Below are 26,238 nucleotides of genomic sequence, written 5' to 3'. Positions count from 1 at the left end.
GCCGGCTTACCCGGCCGCGTGTGCTGGATCGAAGCGGGGCTGTATGAACTCTCCGCGTATGCGTCGCCACTCAAATGTGAACTATAGGCAGCCATCTATATAGACGGATCTTGTTTCAGCATCACGGAAGGGTCACTTGAGCTGTGGAATTTCAGTTCACTTGCAGTACACAAAGGGTGGGGGGCGCGAAGTGGGGGCGTAAGCGGAAGGGAGATCGGGACCGGCTCACATCCCTTGCTCCTGCATCAGCCGCATCAGATTCCGCTTGCGTCTGTGGGCTGCGCGCAGAGCGTGGACGTGCGCGGCGAACTCGTCCGGTGTTCCCAAGCGTTGGTGGCAGTCGCGGATGCTCAGGAGCAGGCTGACGAGCCGCTCGTAGACCGAGTTGCCGGTCTGTTCGGTGAGCGGTTCGGCCAGGCGCAGGTAGACGCCGAGCGCGTCGGCGGGACGGTCGGCCCGCGCCTGGTCGGCGAGCACGAGCCACTGGCGGTCGTCGGCGCCCGTGGCGGTGGCGGCCTGCCAGGCTGCGTCGATGTCCTTGTCGTCGAGCAGGACGTCGACGAGGACCGGGCCGCTGTGCCGCCCCGGACGCTGCCGGGCGGCGTCGGCCCGCAGCAAGGTCAGCGCTTCTGCGCGCTCCGCCGGCCAGCAGTCGGCGGCTTGCGCGGCGGTGCGCAACTGCCGGTACGTGAGCAGCGTGCGGCGTGCGCGGAAGTGGTCGCGGCGCAGGGTGACGGCATCGGAGAGCCGCGCCGCTCGCGCGTAGCGGTCGTGGAGGTAGTCGACGAGCGCCGTGTCCACGGCGGCGAGGTCGCCCGCGTCCCGGATGCCGCGCTCCGCCCAGCCCAACGCCTCCTCGGTGCGCCCCGCGCCGTCCAGTTCGCCGGCAATGGCCAGGTGTGTGTGACCATTCGCCGCAAGGGCGGCCGCGTGCACGGCGATCACCGTGTCGACGTCACCGCCGGCCTTGGCCAGACGCCCCATCAGGGTCTTCTCCGCCCAGCCCTTGCGGTTGCGTCGCCACGCCTCGATCGCCAGCTCACGGAGGGTGGCCATGCCCGTGTCGCCGAGGACGTCCTCGTAGTCGAGCGGATCGATGTCGGTGAGGCAGTCGTCGAATGCGCCGAGCGCCTGACCGACCAGCCAGCGCGCGAGGTCCTGCGCGTCCGGGCCTGCCGCACGGCACGCCTCGAGGTGGGCGTCGGCAAGTGCGTGACCGACCTCGCCGAGCCCGCCGTCGGAGTCGTCGACGCTGTCCGCCGCTTCGGTCAGCAGCCGCATCGCCTCACGCGCCGCGGTGATCGCCTCGGCTGCCCGGCCTGAGCGGGAGAGGTCGCCGATCGCGGAAGCCGCCTGCCCGGCCTGATCGGCGTAGGCGCATGCGTCGGCGTACTCGACGTATCCGTAGCGTGCGAACGGGGTGATGTCGAGGAGCTCACGAATGCGGGACCTGATCTCGGCGACATCCCCGCGGGCAGTCGCGGCCCGCAGCTCAAGGCGGCGCCGCAACTTGCGGTCCTCCGCGATCTGTTCACGCGTCAGGGCGAGCAACTCGTCCCTGGACAGGGCGGACAGCCATGCGTCCAGGTCCTGCGCCCGGCACCTGGCCGCCTCGCGCTGCTGCGGCAAGCTCTGCCGCTGGGCGAGAACCGTCAGGCCGAGCGCGACCAGGTGTTTGCAGAAGTTGCCTTCCCGGCCATAGGGGCAGTCGCACTCGCCGGAGAGTCCGCCGGGATCGTCAAGTGTCAGCTCCACCGCGTAACGCTCGGTGCCGTGGACGGTTGCGGTGACCCAGCCGTCGCCGATCTCCACTCGGCTGACGGCGTCGAGGTATCCGAGCCCGCGCTCGAAGGAACGAGCTCCGGCCAGTGCTCGGAGACTCGCCTCGGTAAGGCCGCCTGTGACCATTTCGCCCAGCTCCCCTGGTGCGCTCGATGTGCCCTCTCAAGAGTGCCCTAGGTCACAGATGCTCAGGCTTCTACGAGATCGCCCAGCAGCAGATCCAGCGCTGCCTCCTCATGCAGGGCGATGCCCAAGGCGTCCATGGTCGGGGCCAGTTCCGCGTCCCAGGCCGCCTCGATCGGTGTGCCGGTGAGGGAAAGCGGCGGTGTCCCGTGCAGCTCCGCTCGCGTCGCGAGGTATTCGTAGTCCGCCGCTTGCATGCGCCACGGTTCCGCCTGGTAGCGCTCCATGATCCGGTTGGCGAGGGCGATGCCCGGCCAGTCGAAATCACCGTGGTAGGCGAAGGTGCAGCCGGCCGCCGACAACGCGTCCAAGAGCGTGAGGACCACCGTCGCGGCACTGCCCGAAGTGCAGATCAGGGGTGCGGTGCAGGCGGTGTCCGCCGCGGCCTCCACCACACGGGGGTTCTCGCAGACGTGGATCCGCGTGCCGGGCGGGAACGACAGCTGAAGGGCGCGCAGTTCGCGCAGCGTCAGGTGCGCCTCCAGCCGGTGGTCGGCGCGTTGGCGCAGGGCTCCTTCCTGCCAGGTGGTGCCCGTCGGCCGAAGGCCGTAGGTGAGCACGGTGCTGGAAACCTCGTCGGGGGTGACCGAGGCCTGACGCCACAGAGCGCGGCGGCCCGGCGCGTCGATGGGGAAGTCCACGCCCCGGGCCACCGCTATGCCGCGCTGGACCAGGCGGGCCAGCAGCGTGCCGTCGTCCAGGCCATGGGCCGAACCGGTTGTGCGGGTGGCCAGTTCGCCGCGGCCCCAGGTGGCGGGGGTCGGATCCGTTGCTGTGCCGGGGAAGAGGGTGGCGAGGGTCTCGATGGCCTGGGCGATGGTGGTGAGGGCGGTGCCGGACGGCTGCCGCATCAGCGTGCCCCCTCGCCGTATGCCCTCCAGCCATTGCCGGGCCCACTCCTGGTTCGCCAGTGGCGTTGCGGCGAGGGCCGCCTCCGACTCCGACCAGAGACGGGTGCGTTCGGCTTGCGCCGCGTCCCGGGCCGCCCGCCGGTCGGTCAGCGGCGGGCCCAGTTCCGTCAGGGTCGCAGCCAGGCTCAGTCCGACCGCGCTGGTGCGCAGGCGTGTGTCCAGGTCCGACAGGCGGATCGTGACGGCGGGACCGGTGACCGGTCTGGCCAGGAGGAGGGACAGTGCCTGGCGCTCCTCCGCGTCCAGGTCCGGCAGGCGGATCGTGCCGACCGGACGGAGGCCGCCCCGTTCGAGGCGGGTACGGGCCGCCGTCCAAAGACGCTTCAGCCCCGGCCGGGTCAGGAACGCCAGCGCTTCGGCGGGCAGCGACGGCTCGTCCTCCGCTCGGGCGTCCGTCATACCGACACCAGCCGCCTCTGCCGCCCGTTCCACGTGTAGTGGAGCGTGGCCACGCCTCGCACGTGCGGGTCGCGCAGGCACTCGTAGATGTGCAGGGACGGCACGTCGGGCCAGTTGCCGATGAGGCGTTCGCTGGTGAGGACGAAGTCGAGGTCCAGGTCGACCAGGATGCGGCCCAGGCGCGCATGGGTGGGCTCGTCGACCTTGGCGAAGGCGTCGTCCAGCAGGATCAGCCGGGGTGCGTGCGGGGCGGTCTCGGCGAGGCTCGTGAAGTGGGCGGCCGCGGCGGCGAAGAGGACCAGGTAGGACAGGACTCGCTGTTCGCCCTGGCTGAGGCCGGTGCGGCCGGAGAGTTTGCGGCGGCTGCCGGGGGCGGCGTCGTTGACCACCCAGGGGGTGAAGGTGAACCAGTCCCGGTAGTCGAGTGCGGTGCGCAGATGGGCCGCGTAGCTGGCGCCCGGGTCGGCGCGGCGGGCGTCTTCGATGCGGCGCTGGAGTACGTCGCGGAGCTGGTCGGACTGGTCGTGGGTGCGCAAGCCGGAGGGGCTGCGCAGGAGGTCGACCGCCGCTTTGACGTCGGCTTCCACGCCGTCGGCCAGCTTCCAGTCGAGCGCAACGCCCAGCCCGTGTGAGGTCCGGACCGTGGACAGCGTGTCGTTCAGAGCGGCTACCAGGGCTCCCGCGGACAGGACCTGGGAGGAGAGGTGATCCCCCAGCTCTCCGGTGAGGAAGCGCTGGAACACCTCTCGCTCGCGCTCCGTCAGCCGTTCGCGGGCCTCGGTCGCCTGGGCGGCGATGCGCTCGCCGACCACGGCGATGTCGTGCGGGCCGTGGTCGTCGACGAGACGGCAGATCTTGATGCCGTCGTGTTCCTCCAGGGTGGCGTCGTAGCCTCCGGAGAGCTGGTCGCGCAGTTCCGTGTGACGGTTGAGGAGCGCGGTGTCCGAGATATCGCGCCGCTCGGCGTCCAGGCGGCTTCGTACGTCGTCCACGAGCAGGCGCAGGGTCTTGGTGCGGTCGTGTTCGCCGTCCCCGGAAGGGTGCGCATCGCTCTGCTCGGCGGAACGCTCGCCGCGCTGGGAGGAGTGCACCTCGCCTCCCTGGTCCTCCGCCTGCATGTCGAGGCCCGCGCCCCTGCTCACGCCCGGCAGGGACAGCGTCGTACGCAGTCTCCTGCCACTGGCGACGGCCTCTGCTTCCTGCGTGGCCAGGGCCTCTCGTCTGCCCCTCTCGTCCTCCTCCGCGCGCACTCGCTCGTCGTGCACGGCATTCAGGTCCCGCTCAGCGCCGGGGAGTTGACGTCCCACGGCCTCCAGTCGCCGCTTCGCCTCGTTCTCGCGGGCAAGGATCTCCTGCTCCGGCGCATCCAGCGCCTCCTCCAGACCCCGAACGGTGCGGCGCGCGGCGTCGAGGCGGGCGAGCGGTTCGGAGTAGTCGGATTCCGCCTCCCCGGTGGACGTCAGAGCGCGCGCGAAGTCTTCGCGACTCCGGCGATGGGCGTCCGTGGACGAACCCACCACGCGCAGCCGCCTGCGCAGTCGTTGTGTGCCCGTGTCGAGGCGGTCCAGACACAGCCGTACGGAGCCGAGTGCGGCCGGGTCAACCGGGAGGTCGTGCGCGCTCGCGGTCGCCTCGGCCTCGCGCCGGGCGGCGACCGCGCGGGCGCGCGCCTCCTCCGCCGCACGGGCTGCTGCGGATGCCTGGCCGGCCAGCACCTGGGCAGCACGCTCGGCCTCGGTGGCGCGGGCCCACGCGTCGGTCAGTGGGCGTCCCGTGGGCGGGTGGCTCAGTACGTCGGCCACTTGGGCGCGATGCTCCGTGAGGATCCGCAGCTCCTGTTCCTGTTGCGTCACCTCCGCCTGCTTGTCCGCGAGTTGTCGATCGAGTTCGGCCAGGGCCCGGCGACGGGTCTCGGCACGCACCTCCGCGCCGACGTACTCGGCCGCCTGCTTGGTGTGACGACCTCGGGCGATACCCAGTTTCCAGAAGCCGTCCGTGCCGATCGCGGATTCCGCCTGGGTGCCGGTGGTCCCGTCCGTGACCAGAGCCACCGCGTGGAGCACGCCCTCGACCTGCTCGGGAAGCACTCCGCTGCCCGGTGCCATGACCGGGTGCAACACCTCGGCGAGCGCGGGTCCGGCAGCCGGGGTACCGGGGGTGAGGAGGGTGTCGTGGGTGGCCGGGTCCATGACGGTGCCGTCGCCGCACACCCAGGCATCGAGCAGGCCGCTCGCCTCGAGTGCGGCTTCCAGGCCCGCCCGGGCCGTCGGCTCCAGGTCGTCGGCGAATTCCACAAGCCGGTACAGGGGTGCCCCGGTGCCGGGGGTGCGAGGTGCCGAGCGGTGGGGCGGGGGTGCGGGCTCGGGGTCGGTGCGGGCTTCCCAGTCGTTCCGCTTCTGTCGCAGGCGGTCCTGTTCGGCAGCCAGCTCGCGGATCGCCACGGCACGCGCGATGCGCTGTTCGCCCAGTTCGGCCAGCCATGGCTCGACGGCCGACCGGGCGGTGTCGGCCACGTCGTCGGGGGCGTGGGCGGGAAGCGGCCCCTCCGCCGGGTCGTGGGCGGTCAGAGCGTGCACGGCGTCGAGGGACAGGCCGGTGAGGCTCTCCAGCCGCTCGGTCCAGGTCCGTACGGCGCCTGCGTAGGCCTCGCCTTCGCGTGCCGTCTCCTCGCGTCGGTGTCCGGCCCGCTCACGTGCGTCGTCCGCCTGCTCCTCCAGTCGTTCCCGCGTGGCGTCGGCCTCGTGGGCCTCTCGCTGGGCCTGGTGGGTCGTGTCGATGAGTGCGGTCAGTTCGGTCACGGCCCGGGCGCGGTTCCTGATCACGGGCCCGGCGGCGCCCAGTTGGGTGTCCCATCCGTGCAGGCCCGTCGCGCAGGACTCCGTGTCGACGACAAGCACCTCGCTGTGGCGTACGACGTGGAAGTCGCCGTCCGGGGAGGTCAGTTCCGCTGCCGCTGCACCCGCGACCGGCGAGACGGGGACCGTCCCGGGTTCGCCCAGATGCACGGGGTCGAGGCCGGAGCGCTCCGCCTCGCGCAGCAACTCGCCGTGGGTCGTTTCGAGTTCGGCCAGCTCTCCGCCGAGCCTTCCGGCTTCTTCGGTGAGCCGGCGTCCTGCCTCCTCCTGAGTGCTGTGGGCCTGGCGCAGCGCCTTGAAGGCGGTCGCGGCCGCGCTGTGCAGGGCGGTCACCGTGGCGCGTTTCTCGCCGAGTTCCTGCAAGCTGCGGTAGGCGGCGCTGGCATGCAGGGCGGCGAGGTCCGTCTCGGCCGCTTCCGCCTCGGCCGTGAGGACGTCGAGGCGAGCGGTGAGTTCGTCCTCGCTCGTGCGGAGCTTCGCCGCCTTCTTCACCGCCTCGCCCGCCAGGCGCCGGTGCTCCGCCAGCCGCTCCAGTTCGCCGTTCACCTCGGCGGTCCGACGGCGCAGCGCCCCGTGCAGATAGCCGCGGTAGCCGGTCAGGAAGGTCCGCAGCGCCTCGTCGGTCCGCTCCAGGCGCTGGAGGTCGGTCCGTACGGAGTCCAGGTCGTCGAGGTTGCGGGCCACCTTCTCCACGACCTCGTCGTCGAGCGCGGGCAGCGTCTCCGCGAGGACGGAGACCAGACCGCCGGAGTCGATACGGTCGCCGATGGTGGGGCGCCGCAGGCGGTGCAGCAGATGGAGCAGATTGCGATACCGCGCCGGATCGGTGAGGCCGAACAGATGGCGGGCGACCCGGGCCCGGTGCTCCACGGCACGGTCGGTGACGTTCTCCGGGCCGACGAGCGACTTGAGTTGGTCGAGCGGCAACGGCTGACCGGCGGGCGCCAGGTGCAGGTCCTCGCCCACCCGCAGCGGGGTGACGAAGAAGAACGGCTTGGCCGTCCTGGTCGACTGCGAGGCGCGGATGGCCGCTCCGAGGGTGAGGTGGTGATTGTTGCCGTCGTCGTCCGTGCGCGCGAACTCCACCCACAGATAGCCCAGCCGGTTGGTCTGCTCGAATCCGTCCAGCATGAGCCAGGGAAGGGTGGTGCGCCCGGTACCGGTCGCATCCAGCGCACGGGCATCGCCGTCCAGGAGGTAGGGCAGCAGCATCTCCAGGGCCTTGGACTTGCCGGCGCCGTTCTTGCCGCGCAGCAGCAGGCGGCCGTCGCCGAAGGCGAACTCCTGCTCGTCGTACTGCCACACATTGCGGATGCCGGCGCGGTGCAGTCGGTAGCGGTGCGCGGAAGGGGGGCGGTTCACCGGGTCGGCTCCTGAGATCCCTGGGGGACATCGTCTGCTGGCGGCTGTTCGGTACGGGAGGTGACGGCCACCGTGGTGGCGAACCGGGCGGCCGCGGCAAGCAGCACCCACCCGTCCGTGCGGTCCTGTCCGCGGGCGCCCGAGACGTCGGTGACGGTCCGGCCGTCCAGCGCCGCGTCCTCGTATCCTTCGGGCAGGCCGTGGCCGTCGGCGCGCACCCGGCCGACGGGTGCCACGAGGCGCATGCGGACCAGCAGGTCGAGGACGGCGGCGAGCAGCCCGTCCCGATCTTCCACGAGGCCTCGCTGCCAGTTGCTGCGTCGGCCGTACTCCTCGACGAGCTCATCGAGCAACTCGGTCAACAGCCCGTCCGGGACGGGCACGCCGATGACCAGCCTGCCGCCGACCGCTGGGTGGCCGGGATCCTCGGGGCGCAGCCGGTCGACCAGCCGTCCCACCAGCAGCAGGGCCGCCTGCGCGACCGTGCCGGTGCCGGGCAGGTACAGATCGGTGAGGTCGCCGTCCGGGTCGGCCAGGGCGATGCCCTCGGCACGGATCTCGGCCTCCAGGCCCAGCAGTTCGGAGAAGGCCTGGGACTCACGCCGCTGTCGGGTACGCAGCCATTCCCGCTCGGCGCCGGTGAGGTCGTCCAGGTGGACGACGGGTGTCTCGACGAGGCGTCTGCGCACGTACGTCCGCGGACCCCCGAAGCCAGGGTCGGCGGCCCGTCGGACAAGATCCGCGCCGTCGCGGCTCTGCGCCAGCGGCCCGGCGACGACCACGCGGGCGATCTCGCGGTCCACGGTCAGCAGCGCCTCGCCGCCCCGCTCCTCGGCAACGGCCGAGACATGGCCCTCGGTTTCCGCCAGCACGCCCCAGTCGACGAGTTGGCGCAGCGCGGCGGCGAGGGTGCGCCGCTCCGCCTGGCGCCCGGTGTCGCTGATCTCGATGCCCGCGTCCACAGCTGCGGCCCTCAGGTCGGCGACGAGCTGGGAGAGCAGGATCTGCTCGGGGGCGGTGACGAGGACCGAGAGGGCGAGGGCCAGGTAGGTGTACGTCCGTGGCGTGAACGGTGTGCCGGTGGACGGCCGCTCCAGACGGTGCCCGGAGCCGGGCCCGAGGCCGGCCTTGAACAGACGGGCATGCGACGCTTCGACGAGGAGCCGGTAGCCGAACACCTGCTGGAAGCGCTGGGAAAGCCAGTCGGCGTGGCGGCGGATCAACGGAAAGGTGTCGCTTTGCGGGCCGTTGCTGGTGACCAGCGGGTGGGCCAACAGCAGGCGGGCGGCGGCCCGGCGTTCGGCAGCGAGTGCCACGTCGTGGGTGGAGGGCAGGGCCATCAGGCGCTCGCCTCCTCGGCTGCGGCGGGCGCTGAGGTGCTCTCGACGGCCAGGGTGAGGTCGTCCGCTGTCAGGTCTCCGTCCACGGAACGCAGCAGGGTGTGCCTGCCCGGGGTCCGCCACGCCGTCAGTCTGATGCCCAGATCCGCATCGTCCGCGTGCCCTCCATCGAGCTGAAAGTCACCGTCCTTCCTGTGCAGTTGGGCGTTGCCGAGAGCTGCGGTGAGGAGTTCCAGCAGGAGTCGCATGGCCGCGGACCCCAGCCTCACCTGGTCGAACCGGCCGGAGGCGCTGCGCAGTTCGGCGGCGGCAGCCTGCCGGGCGGCGGCCAGCTCGCGTGCTTCCTCCATGAGACGGCGCTTCTGCTCGCCGTGGTCCTCCACCGCTGCTGAGCGCCCGCGCGGGGCTCGGCTGCCACGCTCACGCAACGCCACCGGCACGTCCACAACGGGCCCGGTCCACCAGCTCACATACGCCGGTACGGACAGATCGGGGTCCGGCGCCACGCCCAGATGCCGTGCCCCGTACAGCCCGAAGGCGGCCACCGCGATGTCATGGGCCTCCTCGGGCTCCGCGGCGTCGAACCAGGCGGCAAGCCTGAGCAGGTCCTTACGGCGGGACATCTCCCCCGAGGCCGAGCGCAGCATCCGTTTGGCATTGGCAAGGAGCGACTGCAAAGCGCGCAGGGTGGCGTCCCGGAGCTGGTCGACCTGGCTGCCGTGACCGTCGCTGTCGGCAAACCAATCGCGCAGCCCCTCCCAGTCGGCCATCTCCCGCCCCCGGCTGCGCTGCACCCGCGTCTCGGGCAAAGCATCGGAGAGCGCACCGAGACCCGACGCATGCGCATCGATACGGCTCAACAGCGTGGGCAGGTGCGGCCAGATCGCACGCAGATGGGCGGCAATGCGCGGGGCGCGGAAGGACACGTCCTCGGTGATCGCTTCCACGTAGTCGAGCAGCAGTTCCTTGAACCCCTGGTACTCGGCGCCGTCGAGGTCGTAGCGGGCGAGTACTTGACCGAGGTAGGCGTAGAAGTCCCGCACGGACTCGGCGAATTCGGAGAATTGCGCGAAGAGGGTGCTGATCTTCTCCAGGGCCTGTTGCGGGTCCGTGCCGCCGCCCGGAGCGGCGGCTAGGTTGGCGATCTCCTTGAGCCCTCGGTCGACGAGGGTGAGCAGCTCACTGCTGACCTCACGTGCGGCGTCCGCTCCCGCCAGCACCTCGTCGGCGTCGCGCTGCACGCGCTCGCCCAGCTTGGACAGCTGGTAACGGGACCGGGAGCGCTGATACTCGGCGATGCTGGTCGCGGTGACCGTGTGGGTACTGCGCAGCAGATTGCCCCAGCGCACGAGCTGTTCGAGCCGAGCGGTCAAGGTCTCGGCCCCCAGCGCAGCCGCCGGGTGCCCGGACTGCGCAAGCTTGGCGAGGACATCGGGTACGGCGAGGTCCGCGAGCAGGGTGCCGCAGAAGACCCGCATCACCGCGACGTACTCCAGGCGTTCGGGTGCGCTGAGGTAGGCGTAGGCGCTGAGCCGCTGCCAGGTCTGGCTGCCGCTGTCGTCGTCGTGTGGTTCTTCGTGCAGTTCGTCCCCCACCATGTTTTCGAGCGTACGGATCGGCACTGACAGTCCGGACCGAGTTCGGGGAATCTGGCTGGGTCGTACGGTCTCTCGGGTGAGGCTTCTCTGCACGTGGGCGACCGTGAGTGAAGCTCTGTCCTTGGTTCTGTCGCCCCGTGGCGCTGTTGACATGCGGCAGGTTCGGCGCGAGCGCGTCGGCGGCCGCCGGCGCGCAACATGGGAAACAGCGCCCGGATCCCCCGGCGGCACGCGCCCGCCCGTTCGCCCGCCGTCCCCTGTTTTTCTTCTGCTTCGGGGCGGGCGTGGGGTGTGCAGAGGGGGATGTCGGGCTGGCGACCATGCGATGTCTGCGGCGTTGACCTGCAGATACGCCATCCACGGCGCTGCAGGATACGGACGGCTGCCGTGAAGGATGCGGGCGGGGTTGTCAGCCTGGTCGTCAGGGGAGTTGTCGCATCGTGACCGTGGTCGGGCCTTGGTGGTCGCAGGTGTGGTTGGGGTCGGCTGCTGCTGTGGCCGTACACGTGGCGCCGGGCAGACGCCACCGGTACACGAGAGGCAGGCCGACAATGACGGACGTGGACGCAGGCGGCGGAGATCATCTGGCGCTGGCGGTGCTGACCCAATACAGGATGGCCACCACCGAGCAGATGCACCGACTGATCGCGCCAGGGGTACGGATCGAGCAGACGCGGCGACGGATGACCAAGCTGCGGGATGAAGGGCTGGTCGACCGCATCACGCTCCCCCAAGCAGGACGCCTGCGCGTATGGTTTCCGACCTCCTACGGCGCGCAAATCGCCTCGGAATGGCCGGAGCTGCGCGCCCGACGACTGCCCAGGACGGTGTCCGACCCGACAGCCGCGCGGCTCCGGTTAGGACACACGCTGACGGTGACCGAGACAGCGCTCGCCTTCCTCGAAGACGCCCGCCGGCGCGGCGACTTGTGCCGCCCACTGGACTGGATCCCCGAGGTCCACCATCCCCTCGGAGGCCGGGAGGCCGTCATACCCGACGCCCTCATGTACTACCAGCGCGGCCCCGCCGACGGCGACAACGGCGGTGCGATGCTGCGAGCGTTCGTCGAGGTCGACAGGGCCACCATGGGCCCGGAACGCCTGGCCGCGAAACTCGGCGCCTACGCTCGCCTCTACAGCTACACACCCACCCCCGTCGCACGCCACCGGCCCTCAGTCGCGCAACACCCGGTGCAGGAAGAATGGCGACGCCACTACCCGCTCTTCCCCCGCGTCCTGTTCGTCCTGGACGGCACCGGCCCCGTCGGCGTCACCAACCGCATCCGCGCCCTGCGCGCAGCCGCCAAGGCCCCGGAGCTAACCCCCTTCCTGCACGCCGTCCCTGTCATGGCCGCAGCGCTGACAGACCTACGCACCCACGGCCCATCCGAGCCCGTGTGGCATCCCGTCCACGACCCTGACCGCGTAGTCGCCTGGACGTGGTAGCCGCATGCGTAGGCGGCGGGCGCAGCCGCTGCACACCACCCGCAGTGCCTGTGGAGCTGGGGCAGCTGCGCATTCCAACCACAGGCCCAACCATGGCCACGCCCGCAAACCACTGCGCTGGGCATCCAGCCGCACACCAAGCGCATTGCGCAGCACGCATGGACGGCTGCGCAAGCTGCGCACGCAGGGAAGCGGGTCTGCGCACCGCGCATCTACCTGCGGTAGTCGCTCGTGGTCGCCCCAGCGCTCCCGTGCGGCTCCTTGTGGGCAACGGAGTGCGCAGCCAAGGCGGGCTCCGTGTGGACGTCGTCTGGAAACCATGGACACCACCAGCCCGAGCCCCGCAACGACCGCTCCCAAGAGCCCCGTGGCGACAGCTACCCCGTCGGCTTCCAGCATGCGGCGACGATCTGTCAGCGGTCGCCGACCTTGATCGCAATCTCAGCCCAGACCCGCTTACCCAGAAGGAGATCAGTTCCCCAACAGTCGGGAGAGCATCGACCAGGAGGAGGCCACGGCCGCCGATGGCGTCCGGTCCAACGCAGTGCAGCTCGGGCATGCGGCGGGACTTGTCGACCACGGCGACGCGGAGCCGGTCAGGGCGCAGCTGCTCGGCGATCACCCGGAGACTGCGCGAGTGTCCGTGTGGGCTGCGTTGGTAGCGATCTCGGACATCAAGAGCGTGCCTGTATCTGTAGGTCCTCGTCCATCCCCCACTCCGCGCATGCCTCGCGGACTATCTGACGCGGCGCGGGAACAGTCGCGGCCTCACTCGCGAGGGTGACGCTCTGGCGCGGGTATTGCTCAGGTCTCATCCGCTCTCCGGATTGAAGTGACCTTGGCGGCTTTCCGATTCAGCCGTCGTACTCAAAGCGCGCTGGCTCCCCGAGCACCAAGCGAGCGCTCTCGAAGTCGGCCAAGCGGGCCGCCACCGTGGCCACAGCGAGGCGTTCCGGGACGGCAGCGGAGAACTTCAGGCCGCGTACGGCCCGGCGGTCCACGTCAGGCAGGACGAGGTTCTCGCCGACGTTGTCACGTGCCGCACGCCAGTGGGCCGGGGTGAGGTTCTCGCGTAGACGCAGCCAGCTGTCGGTGGGTCGTTGCAGAGGGTCGGTGACCGACTGGAGGGTGGCGGCCAGCGTGGCGTTGGCGCGGTAGCCGGCCCAGGTCCACCAACGGACATCGGAGCCGACGCGCGTGATCAACGTGCCGCCCGGATGGACGGTGTCAGGTGCGTCGCTCTCGCGCTGTTCGGCCAGGCACGCCTCGGCACGCCGGGTGAGGGAGATCGGCGGGGCCGTGCCCAGCAGCACCTCGCGCATGGCACGCGTCAGCGCGTACGACAGCCCGGCGACGCCGCCGTTCATCCACTTGGCGATTCCGCCGCCGTCGGCCGGCTCGACGAAGACGCGTTTGCGCAGCCAGTCGATGTACGTGACCTGCCAACTGCGTCCTCCGAGCAGCAACCGCCTGGGGCCGGGGCGTTCCTCTGTGAGTACGCTCGGGTCGGTGCGGCCGATCTCCGTGCGTCCGGACAGGACGGTGAACTGCGGAGGTGCGGTAAAGGAGGCGGTGAGTTCGATGAAGTGCCTTTTGCCGAAGCGTCGTTCGGCCTCGGGGCCGACGAACAACATCCCACCGTCGCTGTCGAGGAAGCCCTCATCGGTGAGGAAACGCAGGATGGGGGCGGCCGACTTGTCGAAGGGGGCGAGGCCGTTCCATTGCCGGTCCCACAACTGGTCGCCGAGCTTGTGCTGTTGCAGGGTGACGGCAAGCAGTTGCTGAGCCACCAGGTGACGCGGCTCTGGCGGCGGGACGACCGGTTCCACCCAGCCCCGCGACCACAGCAACAACAGGCCCGCCGCCTGCAGCAGTGTGTCCTTGCGGGTGGTGAGGAACAGGCAGTTCCGCACAGTGCCGGGACGCCGGCCGGTGCGGCCGATGCGCTGCAGGAACGAGGCAACGGAGACCGGTGAGTCGATCTGGATGACACGGTCCAGGTCACCGACGTCGATGCCGAGCTCGAGGGTTGAAGTGGAGACGATGACGCAGTCGCGTGCCTCAGCGAACGCCTGCTCGGAACGGGTGCGTTCATCGACGGAGAGCGAAGCGTGGGACAGGAAGACAGTCACCTCGCGCGTGCGGAGAGCCGCGCCCAACTCCTCGACCTGGCGGCGCGAGTCGCAGAAGACGAGCCGCTTCTCTCCCCTGTGAAGCGCCGCAATGAGTTTGGCCGCGTTGTCGAGGGAGCCGACGTAGTCGAGTTCCACTGCGCCCGCAGGCCTGCTGGACGGCCCAGGACCCGCCTTGTCGCCGTGCCTGCTGCCCTCGGTGGCCGGCAGCTGCACTCCAGGCGCGACCACCTGACCGGTGCGGCTGCCAGCGCCCGCGCCTTGCAGCCAGTGCAGCAACTCGGCCGGGTTGCCGACGGTCGCCGAGAGCCCGACGCGCTGGATGGGCCGTCCGGTGACCCGCTCCAACCGTTCGAGCACGGCGAGCAAGTGCCATCCTCGGTCATCCCCTGCGAACGCGTGCACTTCGTCGATGACGACGGCCCGGACGCTTCCCAACAGGCGGGCGTGGTCGGTCTTTACGCCAATCAGCATCGCCTCGAGCGACTCGGGCGTGGTCAACAGGATCTCCGGCGCCTCGGCCCGGATGCGCTGCCGCTGCGATTCCTTGGTGTCGCCATGCCAGAGTGCAGCCCGTCGCCCCAGCCACTGTGCGTAGGAGTCGACTCGGACGACCAGGTTGTTGAGGAGTGCCTTGAGAGGGCACAAGTACAGCACGGATGTGCCGGTCCAATTCTGCTCGGTCATCGCCGAAAGCAAGGGGAAGCAGGCTGCCTCGGTCTTGCCTCCCGCTGTCGGCGCCAGCAGTACGGCGTCCTGTCCCTCCATGAGCGGCGTGATCGCCGCCCGCTGCAGTGGGCGCAGATCAGGCCAGCCAAGGGTGTTGACGATGTGATGCAGGACGACGGGGTCGAGTCGGTCCAGTACGTCAGCGTCCGCGTCACCCTGGTCTTTCCCGGCCGGGAGTCCCGCGTCCGCCATCACAGCTCCAGGTCGATGTCATCGGCCGACGCGGAATCTCCGAAGACCGTGGCGGCCAGGTTCCGCTCGACGTCGGTGAGTTCGCTGCCGGCGACGGTGAGCCGGTAGTGCTGGCGGGGGTCGAAGTCGTCGAACTGGTCCACACGGTCGAGCACGTCCCCGACGAGTTTCTTCAGGAACAGCCGGGGGGCCACCCCGACCTTCCCGCCCAACGCCCCGCCGACGGCCACCGCGAGGTCGGCGACATACGCGTCGTCGACGACCTTTCGCACGCGCTCGGGCATTTCTGCGGCACCGGCGTACAGGTCACGGATGGTGAGGCCTAGTCCTACCAGGGACTCCTGGTTGAAGCCGGGAAGCCTGATCTGTACCGCGCGAGGGTTGTCGAAGCGCGTGTCGGTGGTGAAGTCGGTGGCCAGCCGCTGAGCGAGCGGGGCCAGCCGCTGCACGCCCTGCTGACCGTCGTAGAAGGCCGGGGTGCCCGTGATGACCAGATAGAGGCCGGGGAAGCGGCCCGAGTGCACCTCGTCGATGAGCTGCCGCAGCGCGTTGAGCGCCTTGTCGCGGGCGTCGGAGCGGACCCGCTGGAGCGTCTCCACCTCGTCGAGGACGACGAACAGCCCTGTGTGCCCGGAGTCACGCAGCACGGTGAGGAGACCCTGCAGGAACCCGAGCGCACCGAAGTGGTCGAGGTCGCCGCGTACCCCGGCGGTCCGGCGGGCAGAGGCGGCGACGTGCGGTTGACCGCCGAGCCAAGCCAGGACGGCCGCAGCGGTCGCCTCGTCGCCATCCGCGAGGGCGGCCCGGTAGCCGCGCAGAGCCGTGGCGAACGACGGGGCGTGCCGGGAGACCTCGGCGAGCCGTGCGGCGAGCAGTTTCTCCACCTCGCTGGCAAGATCCTCCTCGGTCGCGCCGGCCGCGAGGGCGTCCTCTTCCAGGGCGTAGAACCAGGCGTCGACAACGGGCCGCAGCGCGCTGGGCGGGAAACTGGAGGTGGTGAGCCGTTCCGTGAGCCGCCGGTAGACCGTCTCAAGCCGATGCAGCGGGGTCTCGTTCTCCGAGATCTGGATCTCGGCCACGGCGAAGTTGCGGCGTTTGGCTCGCTCCCCCAGCCAGCGGGTGAAGAACGTCTTGCCAGACCCGTACTCACCCCGCACGGCCTTGAACACCGAGCCGCCGGACGCCACGGCGTCCAGTTCCGCGTCCTGGGCCGCTTCGAACCGGTCGAGTCCGGTGGCCAGCAGGTCGAGTCCGCTGTCGGGCACGGCTCCGCGCCGCAGCGCGTCGATGACGGTACGGCGGCGGGCGGCGCTCACCTGTGCGGGGCGCTGGGATCCGGGGGTGCTCACAAGAACCAGTCTTCCATTTCCACAAGCACGCCCGTACGGAGACCGGATTGCGGCCGTTGGCCGGTCCGCGCTTGACGCGGCACCGTGGCGAGGCGCCCACTTCGTTGAACCGGTTGACGGTCACCTGGAGACGCTGCTGGAATCACTCTCCGTACATACGCCAGGGTGGGGAGTGGGACGAACGTGGCGGCACTCGACAATGTGAAGCTGAAAGATGTCCTCGCGGACGTGGCATCGGGCTCCTTACAGTTGCCCGATTTCCAGCGGAACTGGAAGTGGGACGACGACCGGATCCGCGCCATCATCGCGACAGTGACGCTGGATTATCCGCTCGGCGTGGTGATGACGTTGCAGACCGGCGGCGCCACCCGATTCCGCTCTCGAACGCTCACCGGAGCACGCCCGGACGGGGATCCGGCCGCGGACCTCCTCCTGCTGGACGGGCAGCAGCGCCTCACCTCCCTCTTCCAGGCCCTGTGGCTGGATGCCCCGGTGGAAACCGCGGACGCCCGTGGCAAGCCCATCGAGCGCTGGTACTACGTCGACATCGCGAAGGCCGTCGGCCCGTCCGTGGACCGCGACGAGGCCATCCTGTCCGTCCCGGCGGACAAGGTGCTCCGCACCGACTTCAACCGCACGGTTGTGCTGGATCTGAGCACAACGGAGGGCGAGTGCGCAGCCGGTCTCTTCCCTCTGCATCTCGTCTTCGATGCGCAGCGCGTGAACCAGTGGATGATGTCGTACGTCAAGGCGGACGAGAACCAGAACTGGGGTCTGTGGGGCCAGTTCGACGAGTCGGTCCTTCAGCAGATCCGTGCCTTCCAGGTCCCGATGATCCGGCTGGCCTCGTCCACCTCCATGGACGCGGTCTGCGCGGTGTTCGAGCGGGTCAACACGGGCGGTGTGCCCCTGAACGTCTTCGAACTGCTTACCGCGACTTACGCCGGGGATCGCGAGTACGTGGAGCGGACCGGGGACTACTACCAGCTCCCCGAAGTGTGGCGGGAGATCAAGCAGGGGCTGGCGGCCAAGTACCCAGTGTTCGGCCGTCTGGACAGCAGCGTCGAGAATGGGCTGAGCAGCATCGACTTCCTGCAGTCCATCGCTCTGGTACGCACCTGGGAGCGGAAGCAGGCGGGCACCGGGGCGACGGTGTCGTGCAAGCGCAGGGATCTGCTGGACCTCCCGCTGGACGACTTCATCCGGCTGGCGCCGAAACTCGCTGACGCCTTCGCCTGGGTGGGCGACTTCCTGGAACGCCAGTGCATCGTCCGCCCGAACGACCTGCCGTACAAGACACAGCTCGTCCCGCTCGCGGCCGTCCGCGCCATCCTCGACACGGCACTGGACGGCCTGGGAGCGGAGGAAAGGACCGAGCAGTGGTACTGGTGCGGGGTCCTTGGCGAGATGTACGGCGGCTCCACCGAGACCCGCTTCACCCGTGACGTCGAGCAGCTCGTCCCTTGGATCGCGCAGGACGACCGGGCACCCGACACCGTCACGGACGCGTTCTTCTTCGCCGACCGTCTCGACAGCCTCACCACCCGCAACAGCGCCGCCTACAAGGGCATCTACGCCCTGCTCATCAAGCAAGGGGCGGTGGACTGGCACCACACGGACAGCCCGCTCAGCCCCGGCAGGCTGGACGAGTACAGCGTGGACGTCCGACAGATCTTCCCCAAGACCTGGTTCCGGCGGGGCAACAGTGAGGGCCTGCCCACCAACTCCATCGTGAACAAGACCCCTCTGTCCTACCGCGCGGCGATGGACATGACTGGGGCACCGTCGTCCTACCTGTCCACCATGGTCGCGGCCTCCGACATGCGCCCCGAGTGGTTCGACGACGTACTCGCCACCCACCTCATCGATCCGGAAGCGCTCCGCGACAACAACTACGAACGGTTCTACAACGACCGTTCCAAGCAGTTGCAGGACCTCGTGCACGCCGCCATGGGCAAGAGGACCATGCTCCGTGACCTCGCGGAGGGCGACGCCCGATGACGACCACACCGAGCGGGCAGGACCTCGCCGCGCTCAAGGGCAGGACCGTCCCCGTACAGGACATTCTCGACCTGTTCCAGGTCAGAGTCCGCGACCACCGGACGGTGCACCGCATCTCGCAGGCGCTCACGGACGCCGGGCTGACGACTCTGCCGGACTTCGCCGTCTGCGGCCAGCGCAGCAACGTCGACGTGGTACCGCTCGCGTCCATCCCTGCACAGGCCGACCCCGCCGACGTGGAGGCGGACGAGACGGAGGAGGCCCTGCCCTCGGCCGCCCTTCCGCAACGTCTGCTGCTCGGGGACATTCCGTCGGCACGGCGCGGCCTGGTGTCCGTCGGTCCCGGTACGCCCCTGGCCCAGACCACGTTCCTGATGCGCACGAAGGGACTCGCACAGGTCCCGGTGACCACCGGCATGGCGCAGATCCACGGGGTGGTCACCTGGGGGTCCGTCGCCAAGATGTACGAGGCGGGCAAGCAGCCGACGCTGGACAACGCGATGGAGAAGGACTCCCTTCCGGTCGCCGACACCCGCCAGGAGTTCTTCTCCGCCCTGCCGGTCATCCGCGAACACGGGTATCTCTTGGTCCGAGGCGACGACGGCTGTCTCTCGGGCATCGTTACCGCCGCGGACGTCACCGACCGCTTCGAGGGCGCGGCGCGGCCCTTCTTCATCGTCGGGGAGATCGAGTCCCTGCTGCGCCGCTGTCTGGGTGCGGCACTGGACGAGGAGACCATCAAGGCCGTCCAGACGAACAAGAAGCCCGAGCACCGCACCGGCCAGGTCTCCGACCTGATGTTCGGCGACTATCTGAAACTCCTGGACGGCGACCAGACGAAGACGTCGCTGGCCGAACGCGCCGACGCCAACTGGGAAGCCCTGAAATGGCCCAACATGCCCAGGGAACAGTTCATCGGCCGCCTGAAGCGAGTGAAGGACATTCGCAACCGGATCGCCCACTTCGACGAGAAGCCGTTGCCGCAGGAGATGATCGACGAGCTGACGACGTTCGCGAAGGTGCTGAGGGCGTTCGTGGCCTGAAGCGGCGGGGTGCCTCGACACGAACGCCAGAGGCACCCCGAAGGCTGTCAGCCCGCTCGGAGGGCGAACTGCTCGCGCAGCAGCGGCTCATGGAGCCGCAGCGTGCGTCCGTCCGGCAGGGTTTCCAGCACCTGTACGCCGTCGTAGTTGAGGAGCTGTCGCAGGACGGCGGCGAAGCCGTCGCCTCGGGTGGTGGGCATGCCGGCACGCTGGGCGAGCGCGGTCACGGGCAGGGTGCCACCCGCGTCGAGCAGCGCGGCCAGTGCCTTGTGGACCTGCTCCTGCTGGGGTTTGCGTGCCAGACCGCCCAGTTGGGCCTGGTACGTCTCCGAGTCGAGCAGGGTCGCGACGAGCGTCTCGGTCCTCGACACGACCGTCGGCGTGAGCAGGGCATCTTCTCCCCCGGCCGTCAGCTCCACGTCGAAGAGCGCCTCCGGCAGCGTGTCGAGGTCGGGCTGCTTCTTCCGGGGCTTCGCGGTCGCCTTCTTCGCGGCCGCGGCCGCGGCGGCCGTCTGAGCCGCGCGCTCGTCCGGGAGCGGCCTGCCGGCCTCCTCCGGAACCCACCAGGTCGGCTTCTGGTCGCCCAGTTCCCGCCAGCCCTTCGGGGGTTCAGCGCCGAAGGGCAGGAAGGCGAGCACGGGGATGGTGACCTCGGCGAGGGAGGCCCCGCCGTGGTAGCCGGCCTTGAGGGCGGTGTAGCGGGAGTCGGCGTCCCACAGCGCGACGACGGAAGCGCCCGGCTCGGGCCACACGACGCGCGGTCCGGTGAGGGTGATCTCCCGTTCGGCGAGTGGTCCCGCCCCGGGCAGGCGGTGGCGTGCGGACGCGGGATCGGCCGCGGTGTCGACCTTCGTGCCGTGCCGGTCGACGACGTGACCGTGGTCGCTGGTGAGGAGGACCGCCATGCCCTGCTCCACCGCCGCTCTCAGCAGGTCGCGCAGGCCGGGTACGTCGTCGACCCGCCAGGCGCCGTCGCCGAGCTTCTGCTCCTTGGCGAGCCGGTCGTCGATGGCGTTGAGGACGACGGCGACATGGGTCCTGCCGTCGGCGAGCGCTTCCGTGAGCGCCGGGCCGAAGGTGTCGCCCGCGGTCTCGGTGCGCAGGTCGTCCTTGTGGAAGACGGCGGCCGGGGCCCCGCCCCACAGCTTCAGCGCGGGGAAGAGCCGCTTCTCGTCAGCCTGGGTCCCCTTCATCAGGGTGCCCGCGAAGAGCGAGGTGCGGGACACGGCCGTCACGGTGGGCAGGGCGGCGGCCATCGCCCGCCGCAGCGGTGCACCCTCCACGGGAAGGGGATCGAACTCCGCCCAGGAACTGCGCAGTTCCTCCCCCAGTTCGTTCGCTATGGCCGCGCTCATGCCGTCGAGCACGAGCAGCAGAACCCGTCGTTCCTCCCCCCGCTGGACGAGCGGTCCGACCACGCGGTCGAGGAAGGTCTCCACGGTGAGCATGCGCCCCGGCTGGGTACCGGCCTGCGTCCAGGAGCCCAGGTCTGCGGCGAACGACGCGTCGATCTGCCGACGGCGGACCCTGACGCGGGTGCCGAGCGTGTCGTAGGCGGCCTTGAGAACGGGGTCCCGGTCGCCGCCCGCTTCGATGTGCTCCAGGGCGAGATCCACCCAGCCGGTCTCGTCGACGTGCCGCTGTATGGCGTCGGCGACGGTGAGGGCGTCGGCGGACGGGTCAGTGGCCAGCCAGCGGGCGAGGCGCTCTCCCATGCGGGCACGTTCGACACGGGCCGACTCCTCGGGTTCCACGGCGAGCCGATGGTCCTGCAGGAGGCGTACGGCGTCCCCGACCGCGGCCGTGTCACCCGACGCAAGGGCCTGGCCGACCGCGGTGAACCGGGCGTCGAGACCACCGCGCAGAACGGGGCTCGCCGCGACGGCGTGTTCCGCGCCGAACTGGCGGGCCAGTACGGCCGCGCGGTCCAGCACGGTGCCGGTGGTGCGGCGTGCCTCGCGGGCCTGATCGGCTTCGCCTCCACCGGAGCGGTGCCCGGCCGCCAGCAACGCGGTGACGTACTCCTCGGCGGTCTGCCCGAAGACGGTCACCAGGGCGTCGAGCTGTTCACCCAGTGCCGGAGGCCGGTCCCCGAAGTAGCGTTCGGCGCGCCCCCGGGCCTGGTACGTCTCGGGGGCGGGGGCGGCATGCCTCCACAGGGCGGTGCACACCAGGCCGAAGGCGGCGGCGTCCGCGCCGCGTTCGGCGTCGACGAGGGCGAGCAGGGCTCGTCCGGCGAGGCCCGCCTGGTCCTCCTCACCGAGGAAGGCGGTCAGTCCCGCCCGCTCGGGGCCGCGCAGGGTGAGGAACCGTTCGGGGGCGCCGGGCCGGGTCGACCAGTGCAGCAGGGCCCCGGCGTCGAGCCGGTCGTCGCCCGGGCGGCGCGGGCCGTCCTCGGTGTCGTAGCGGCCCAGGCGCAGGCGGCGCTGGGCGAGCGCGGTGAGGGCGTACTGGCGGGACAGCCAGCCGCCAGGGACGGCGGGCCAGCCGCCGGGCGGGGTCGCGTCGAGAAGCGCCTCGGCGGCCCAGTTGACGTCCTTGAGCCGGGGGTCGATCTGCCGGGCGCCGAACGCCTCGCGGACGACGTCCCAGCTGTCGACGGTGTCGACGCGCAGCTTGTGGACGCGGGCGAGGATCGCCGGGTCGAGTTCGCCCTGTTCCCGGTCGGTGAGGACGACCAGCACGGCGGGGCCGCGGCGGCGGCCCGCCAGATGGTCGAGGACGAGTTCGTGCACCGCGAGCGGCGACGGCGCCACCGCGACACCGGCCGTGCGGCCCTCGCCCCAGGCTGGTTCGGCCGGCCCGTCCCACTGGGGCGCGGACCGCAGCAGCACCACCCGGCGCCTGCCCCCGCCGTCAGCGGTCAGGGAGGCGGCTAGGGAGGACTGCGAGGACAGGTACTGGGTGACAGTCGCGGTGTTCAGCCGGACGGCGCCCGGAGCGGCGGCGACGGTGTCCGTCATTCCACGACCTTCCAGGTGATCTCGATGGTCGCGTCGGGGTGGCGGGCGGCCAGTTCGGACAGTTCCGCCTGGAGGTCGGCGGCGGCGCGTGCCACGGTCGTACGGCGGCCACCGGCCGTTCGCGCCGAGCCGCTGCCGGAGGAGGCCGGGGCGGCAGGCTCCTGTGAGGTGTACGGGATGCGCGGGTCACTGGTCGACGTGTTCAGGGACAGGTCGTCGGCCGTGGGCTGCGGCGCGACGGGTGCGGGCGGCAGGGTGGCGGCGGCCTGGGCACGCTTCGCCAGGGCGACGACCTCACGCTGGGTGCGGGCCAGTGCGTCGCGCAGGTCCGCGGTGCGCTGGTCGTCACGGGCGACGTTGCGCAGCGAGTCGAGCAGCGCCGCGCCCTCGGGGCCGAGTCCGGCGGCGAGTTCGAGGGTGCTCCAGGGGGCGGAGGCGACCGCTTCCGCAACGCTGCGGGCCTGCTTGATGGAGGTCCCATATCGGTCGGCACTCGTGTGGCCCAGGTCGAAGGAGGCGAGGGCCTCCACGGTCTTCTTCGCCCCGGCCGCACCCTTGCCGGCCTCCGCCGTGACGGCGTCCAGGAGCTGCAGGGAGCGCCGGGCGAGGGCGAGGCGTCCGGTGTCGGCAGTCTGGTCGAGGCCGAGGAAGGAGGCGTGGGCGTCCAGTTGGTGCACCAGGTCGGCCGCGTAGTCGCGGTGGGCGCGGGCAGCCTCGATGATCTGGCGGGCAAACTGGTTGACCATCCGGCCGCGCCGCAGGGCCGGCGCCTTCGCCCCGAAGACCGTCTCGAAGCGCTGCCGTGCGGTGTCCCAGTCGGACTCGGTGGGCAGCGGCTGGCTGCGCAGCGCGTCATGGTCCTTGATCGCGGACACTTCGGGCGCGGGATCGAGGACGGTGCCGCCGCGCACCCACACCCGATCGTCCATCTCGGCGAACGCGGCGACGACGAGCCGCGCGAGGAAGTCGGGCAGGCCGCGCGGGTCGGGCTTGTCAGTCCAGTCAGTCAGCGTGATCAGGGACAGATCCCCGGTGACGCCCCGGGCGCTGGCGAGTTGGCGGAAGTGGTCGGCCCAGTAGCGGGACAGCTCGAAGTACGCCTCCTTCTGCTGCCCGAGGCGCAGCGGCCCCGCGATCCGCTGCATGAGTCTGCGGTCGGCGGCCGGGACCTCCACCCGCCCGTCACGCGCCTCGGCGGCGTCCCGGACGTGCGCGAACACCTTCTTGGTGTCGGCCGCCTTGACGGCGACACCGCTCCCGTCGGGGTCGAGGTCGGGGTGCGCAGGGTACTGGTGGGCGAGCAGCTTGCCCGCGACGTGCCGGATGCCGTCGCGCAGGCTCTGCCCGAAGGCCAGGGTGAGTCCGTCCACGTCGGGCAGCGGGACAAGATGGTCCTCGAAGTCGGGTACGACGTCGGCCGGCTGCTTCTGGGCGAGCCCGTATGCCTGCTTGAAGGCACCCTTGACCTGCTTGAGCAGGGCCTCGCGCTGGGTTTCGAGGAGCCCCTTGGCGCGGCTGCGGTTGTCGGCGTTGAGGTGGCCGGCGTACTGGGTGTCGAAGCGATGCTCGTCGGCGAGGGCCTTGTCGATGACGACGAGCCGCCGGAAGTCGGCGAAGCGCTGGGCGGACAGGTGCGCGGGCAGCCAGGCGACGACACGGGACCGCTCGCCCTGCTGGCGCTCACGCAGCCGCTGGATGCGGTTGACGTCGTCGACCGGCCCCCACTCGCCCTCGTCGAAGGGGAGGTCTATGGCGATCCGCCAGCGGCCGTCCTCCTGCGGCATCAGGTCGTGATCGGGCAGCTCGTCCTCGTCGGCGACATTGCCGAACACGATCTCGGCGGTACGGGAAGTACCGCGCCAGGTGAAGCCGAGCTGGTCGCTCAACTGCCCGTGCTCGACGCCCAGTTCCTCGGACAGCAGGCGCCGGGCGAGGGCGACCCGGTTGCCGGGGTTGTCGTTGACCTGAGCGTTGGCGATGACCGAGTCGACGTCGACGCCGGACAGCTCCAGCCGTACGCCGGGGTTGGCGTCGGTGCCGGTCTCCTTGATCTCGGGGAACCTGGCCGCCCACTCGGCGACCTTGTTCTTGATGATCCCGACCTCGGCGCCCGGGATGGGCGCGAGCACGGACCCGTGGTTCAGCGCGCCGAGCCGCCGGATGGTCAGCTCGGCCAGCGAGGGCACGCTGGGCGCGAGCGCGGACAGCAGCAGGGTGCACACGAGCCGGTTGTCGCCGATGAACATCCGGCAGCGGTTGGCGCGCTGCGGGTCGGTGACGGTCTCGGGGCTGGTGCGGTACTGCCTGACGTCGTCCTCGGTGATGTCGTACGAGCTGAGGAGGTAGGGCCGCAGCTTGGTCTTGTAGAGCTTGTCGGCGGCCTCGAAGACGACCTTCAGGCTGTCGGTGAACGGCTTGTCGCCGCCCTCCGCAATCACCGGGTAGAGGTCGCCGACGGGGATGAGCTGGCCGAGCCGAATCTCGTCGCGGTGGTCGGCGAGCAGCTGGCCCATCAGCTTGAGACCGGTACGGGAACGCTGCAGCGCGGACGAGATGTGGACGAGGGTGTCCATGAACGCCGGCGAGAAGGGGTACGTCAGCCGGAACGACTCCGCGTCCGCGCCGGTCGTGCCCTTCTCCGAGCCTAGGAGGGTGTCCCAGACCTGGGTGCCGACCCGCTTGGTCTGCTCGAAGGCCGCGTCGACGAGCCGCTCCGCCTCGGCGTCCTTCGGCTTGAGGATGCGCGCGTGGGCGATCTGCGGGAGGTTGCGGTCCTCCAGGGTGATCTTGTCGAAGCGGCCGGAGGCCAGGTTCAGGGTGTCCTGGATGGAGGCTTCCGCCGCGCCGGACACCTCCTCGCCCACGAGTTCCCGCAGGTCGCGCTGGCGGGCGATGAACGACACCACGGGAATGGCACGTCGGGCGTCGCCGCCCTCGACGAAGTTCGTGATCTTGCTGGCCTCGCGGGCCACGAACTTCTGCTCGTGGATGAGGGTCGCGAGCCAGAGAATCAGCTCGTCCAGGAAAAGGATCAGGCCGTCGTAGCCGAGCGACTTGGCGTGCTCGGCGATGACGGACAGACCGGCGTCCAGGGAGATGAAGCCGTGCTCGTTCTCGGCGGCGTTCTGGGCGAAGCCGGGGAAGAGGTTCGTTGCGGCGTCGTTGACCAGCTTGGCGCGCAGCTCGGCCGGGGTGGAGGGGTTGCGGAGGTCGAGAGGCGTGCCCCCCTCGTGGTCCTCCTCGGCAGCGAGCGCGGCGTCCAGGAGCTGCGGGGTCCAGGCGAAGCCCTCGCCCCATTCGTCCGTCTCGTCGTCACCCGCGTCACCGCCGCCCAGGCGGCGGATGACTGCCTCGTCGCCGAAGTTGGAGCGGTTGGCCCGGATGTCGGCGAAGAGGGAGTCGGTCCGGTACACCTGCGGGGTCGGGGCGTCCGGGTGCAGCTTCTTGACGTGCGTGACGTACCCGCCGAGCACCCGCTGTTCGAGGGCCTTCGCGCCGAGCATGTGGTACGGCACGAGCAGGAACTTCTTGCCGTCCGTGGTGAGCCACTCGTGCTTGGTCAGCACCGGGTCGAACTCGGTACGGGCACGGGCGGCCGAGTCGCCGCTGAGCAGCGCGTAGAGCACCGCCATGAAGTGCGACTTACCGGAACCGAACGAGCCGTGCAGGTAGGCAGCCTTGGAGCGGTGTCCGTCCAGCGAGGACTTGATGAGGGCCAGCGCCTCGTCGAAGTTCTCCAGCAGCCGCTCGGTGACGACGTAGTCCTTGAGCGCGTTCTGGGCGCCTTCCGGGGTCGTCGCCTCGGCGAGCGACAGCACGAAGTCGGAAGTGGAGATCTTCTTCTTGATGTCGATGACATCGCGGAGGAGGGGCTGGGCCATTACCGGTCTCGCTCTCCTTCTGGCGGCCTCGGCCGCCGCTCGTACTCGATCGTGTGGAGATGTCTGCTGCTGG

12 protein-coding genes are annotated in these 26,238 nt (G+C 70.4%); 3 read left to right on the top strand and 9 right to left on the bottom strand.

Features of this window, described 5'->3' with window-relative positions:
• Positions 1–225: 225 nt before the first annotated feature.
• The 5 genes from BN159_RS30360 to BN159_RS30340 all read right to left on the bottom strand — a co-directional run bounded on the left by BN159_RS30360 (position 226) and on the right by BN159_RS30340 (position 10,430).
• Positions 226–1,908: an SWIM zinc finger family protein gene (locus BN159_RS30360; protein WP_015660844.1), complete on the bottom strand. Its 1,683-nt coding sequence runs from the start codon at positions 1,906–1,908 to the stop codon at positions 226–228.
• 62 nt (positions 1,909–1,970) lie between these two features.
• Positions 1,971–3,275, bottom strand: coding sequence for a TIGR02679 family protein (locus BN159_RS30355; protein ID WP_015660843.1), 1,305 nt, complete (start codon positions 3,273–3,275; stop codon positions 1,971–1,973).
• A complete protein-coding gene (locus BN159_RS30350; protein WP_015660842.1) occupies positions 3,272–7,492 on the bottom strand; it encodes a TIGR02680 family protein in 4,221 nt (1,406 codons plus the stop codon). Before BN159_RS30350 ends, BN159_RS30355 begins: the two co-directional genes overlap by 4 nt.
• The gene (locus tag BN159_RS30345; RefSeq protein WP_015660841.1) at positions 7,489–8,832 is read right to left on the bottom strand and encodes a TIGR02678 family protein; all 1,344 of its coding nucleotides are present in this window, start codon (positions 8,830–8,832) and stop codon (positions 7,489–7,491) included. The genes BN159_RS30350 and BN159_RS30345 overlap by 4 nt, the downstream gene beginning before the upstream one ends.
• On the bottom strand, positions 8,832–10,430 hold the full coding sequence (locus tag BN159_RS30340) for a TIGR02677 family protein (protein ID WP_051113682.1): 1,599 nt from the start codon (positions 10,428–10,430) through the stop codon (positions 8,832–8,834). Before BN159_RS30340 ends, BN159_RS30345 begins: the two co-directional genes overlap by 1 nt.
• Before the next feature lie 551 nt (positions 10,431–10,981).
• Here BN159_RS30340 and BN159_RS30335 point away from each other — a divergent pair.
• Positions 10,982–11,875 carry a replication-relaxation family protein gene (locus BN159_RS30335; RefSeq protein ID WP_015660839.1) on the top strand — a complete coding sequence of 298 codons (894 nt, stop codon included), beginning with the start codon at positions 10,982–10,984 and terminating at the stop codon, positions 11,873–11,875.
• An 854-nt stretch (positions 11,876–12,729) separates the two neighbouring features.
• Here BN159_RS30335 and BN159_RS30330 read toward each other — a convergent pair.
• The gene (locus BN159_RS30330; protein WP_015660838.1) at positions 12,730–14,928 is read right to left on the bottom strand and encodes a DEAD/DEAH box helicase; all 2,199 of its coding nucleotides are present in this window, start codon (positions 14,926–14,928) and stop codon (positions 12,730–12,732) included.
• On the bottom strand, positions 14,928–16,277 hold the full coding sequence (gene brxD / locus BN159_RS30325; protein ID WP_015660837.1) for a BREX system ATP-binding protein BrxD: 1,350 nt from the start codon (positions 16,275–16,277) through the stop codon (positions 14,928–14,930). Before brxD ends, BN159_RS30330 begins: the two co-directional genes overlap by 1 nt.
• Before the next feature lie 183 nt (positions 16,278–16,460).
• Between brxD and BN159_RS30320 the strand changes: the two genes are divergently transcribed.
• Entirely contained in the window at positions 16,461–18,278 is a 1,818-nt protein-coding gene (locus BN159_RS30320) for a DUF262 domain-containing protein (RefSeq protein WP_015660836.1), read from the top strand.
• Positions 18,275–19,321, top strand: coding sequence for a CBS domain-containing protein (locus BN159_RS30315; protein WP_015660835.1), 1,047 nt, complete (start codon positions 18,275–18,277; stop codon positions 19,319–19,321). The genes BN159_RS30320 and BN159_RS30315 overlap by 4 nt, the downstream gene beginning before the upstream one ends.
• 47 nt (positions 19,322–19,368) lie before the next feature.
• On the opposite strand, the gene pglZ is transcribed toward BN159_RS30315, so the two are convergent.
• Together pglZ and pglY are read right to left on the bottom strand one after the other, a co-directional pair.
• Positions 19,369–22,284, bottom strand: a complete 2,916-nt coding sequence (gene pglZ / locus BN159_RS30310) for a BREX-2 system phosphatase PglZ (protein WP_015660834.1) — start codon at positions 22,282–22,284, stop codon at positions 19,369–19,371.
• A complete protein-coding gene (pglY, locus tag BN159_RS30305; RefSeq protein WP_015660833.1) occupies positions 22,281–26,165 on the bottom strand; it encodes a BREX-2 system ATPase PglY in 3,885 nt (1,294 codons plus the stop codon). The genes pglZ and pglY overlap by 4 nt, the downstream gene beginning before the upstream one ends.
• Positions 26,166–26,238: the final 73 nt, after the last annotated feature.

Source organism: Streptomyces davaonensis JCM 4913, assembly GCF_000349325.1.
GTDB lineage: Bacteria > Actinomycetota > Actinomycetes > Streptomycetales > Streptomycetaceae > Streptomyces > Streptomyces davaonensis.
Note: the sequence above shows the minus strand (reverse complement) of the source record. Positions and strands in the feature narration are given on the sequence as shown.

What these genes read in the sequence shown, in the direction of transcription:
- BN159_RS30360 (WP_015660844.1), bottom strand. Translation starts at nt 1,908, where the DNA reads ATGGTCACAGGCGGCCTTACCGAGGCGAGTCTCCGAGCACTGGCCGGA.
- BN159_RS30355 (WP_015660843.1), bottom strand. Translation starts at nt 3,275, where the DNA reads ATGACGGACGCCCGAGCGGAGGACGAGCCGTCGCTGCCCGCCGAAGCG.
- BN159_RS30345 (WP_015660841.1), bottom strand. Translation starts at nt 8,832, where the DNA reads ATGGCCCTGCCCTCCACCCACGACGTGGCACTCGCTGCCGAACGCCGG.
- BN159_RS30340 (WP_051113682.1), bottom strand. Translation starts at nt 10,430, where the DNA reads ATGGTGGGGGACGAACTGCACGAAGAACCACACGACGACGACAGCGGC.
- BN159_RS30335 (WP_015660839.1), top strand. Translation starts at nt 10,982, where the DNA reads ATGACGGACGTGGACGCAGGCGGCGGAGATCATCTGGCGCTGGCGGTG.
- BN159_RS30330 (WP_015660838.1), bottom strand. Translation starts at nt 14,928, where the DNA reads ATGGCGGACGCGGGACTCCCGGCCGGGAAAGACCAGGGTGACGCGGAC.
- BN159_RS30315 (WP_015660835.1), top strand. Translation starts at nt 18,275, where the DNA reads ATGACGACCACACCGAGCGGGCAGGACCTCGCCGCGCTCAAGGGCAGG.
- pglZ (WP_015660834.1), bottom strand. Translation starts at nt 22,284, where the DNA reads ATGACGGACACCGTCGCCGCCGCTCCGGGCGCCGTCCGGCTGAACACC.
- pglY (WP_015660833.1), bottom strand. Translation starts at nt 26,165, where the DNA reads ATGGCCCAGCCCCTCCTCCGCGATGTCATCGACATCAAGAAGAAGATC.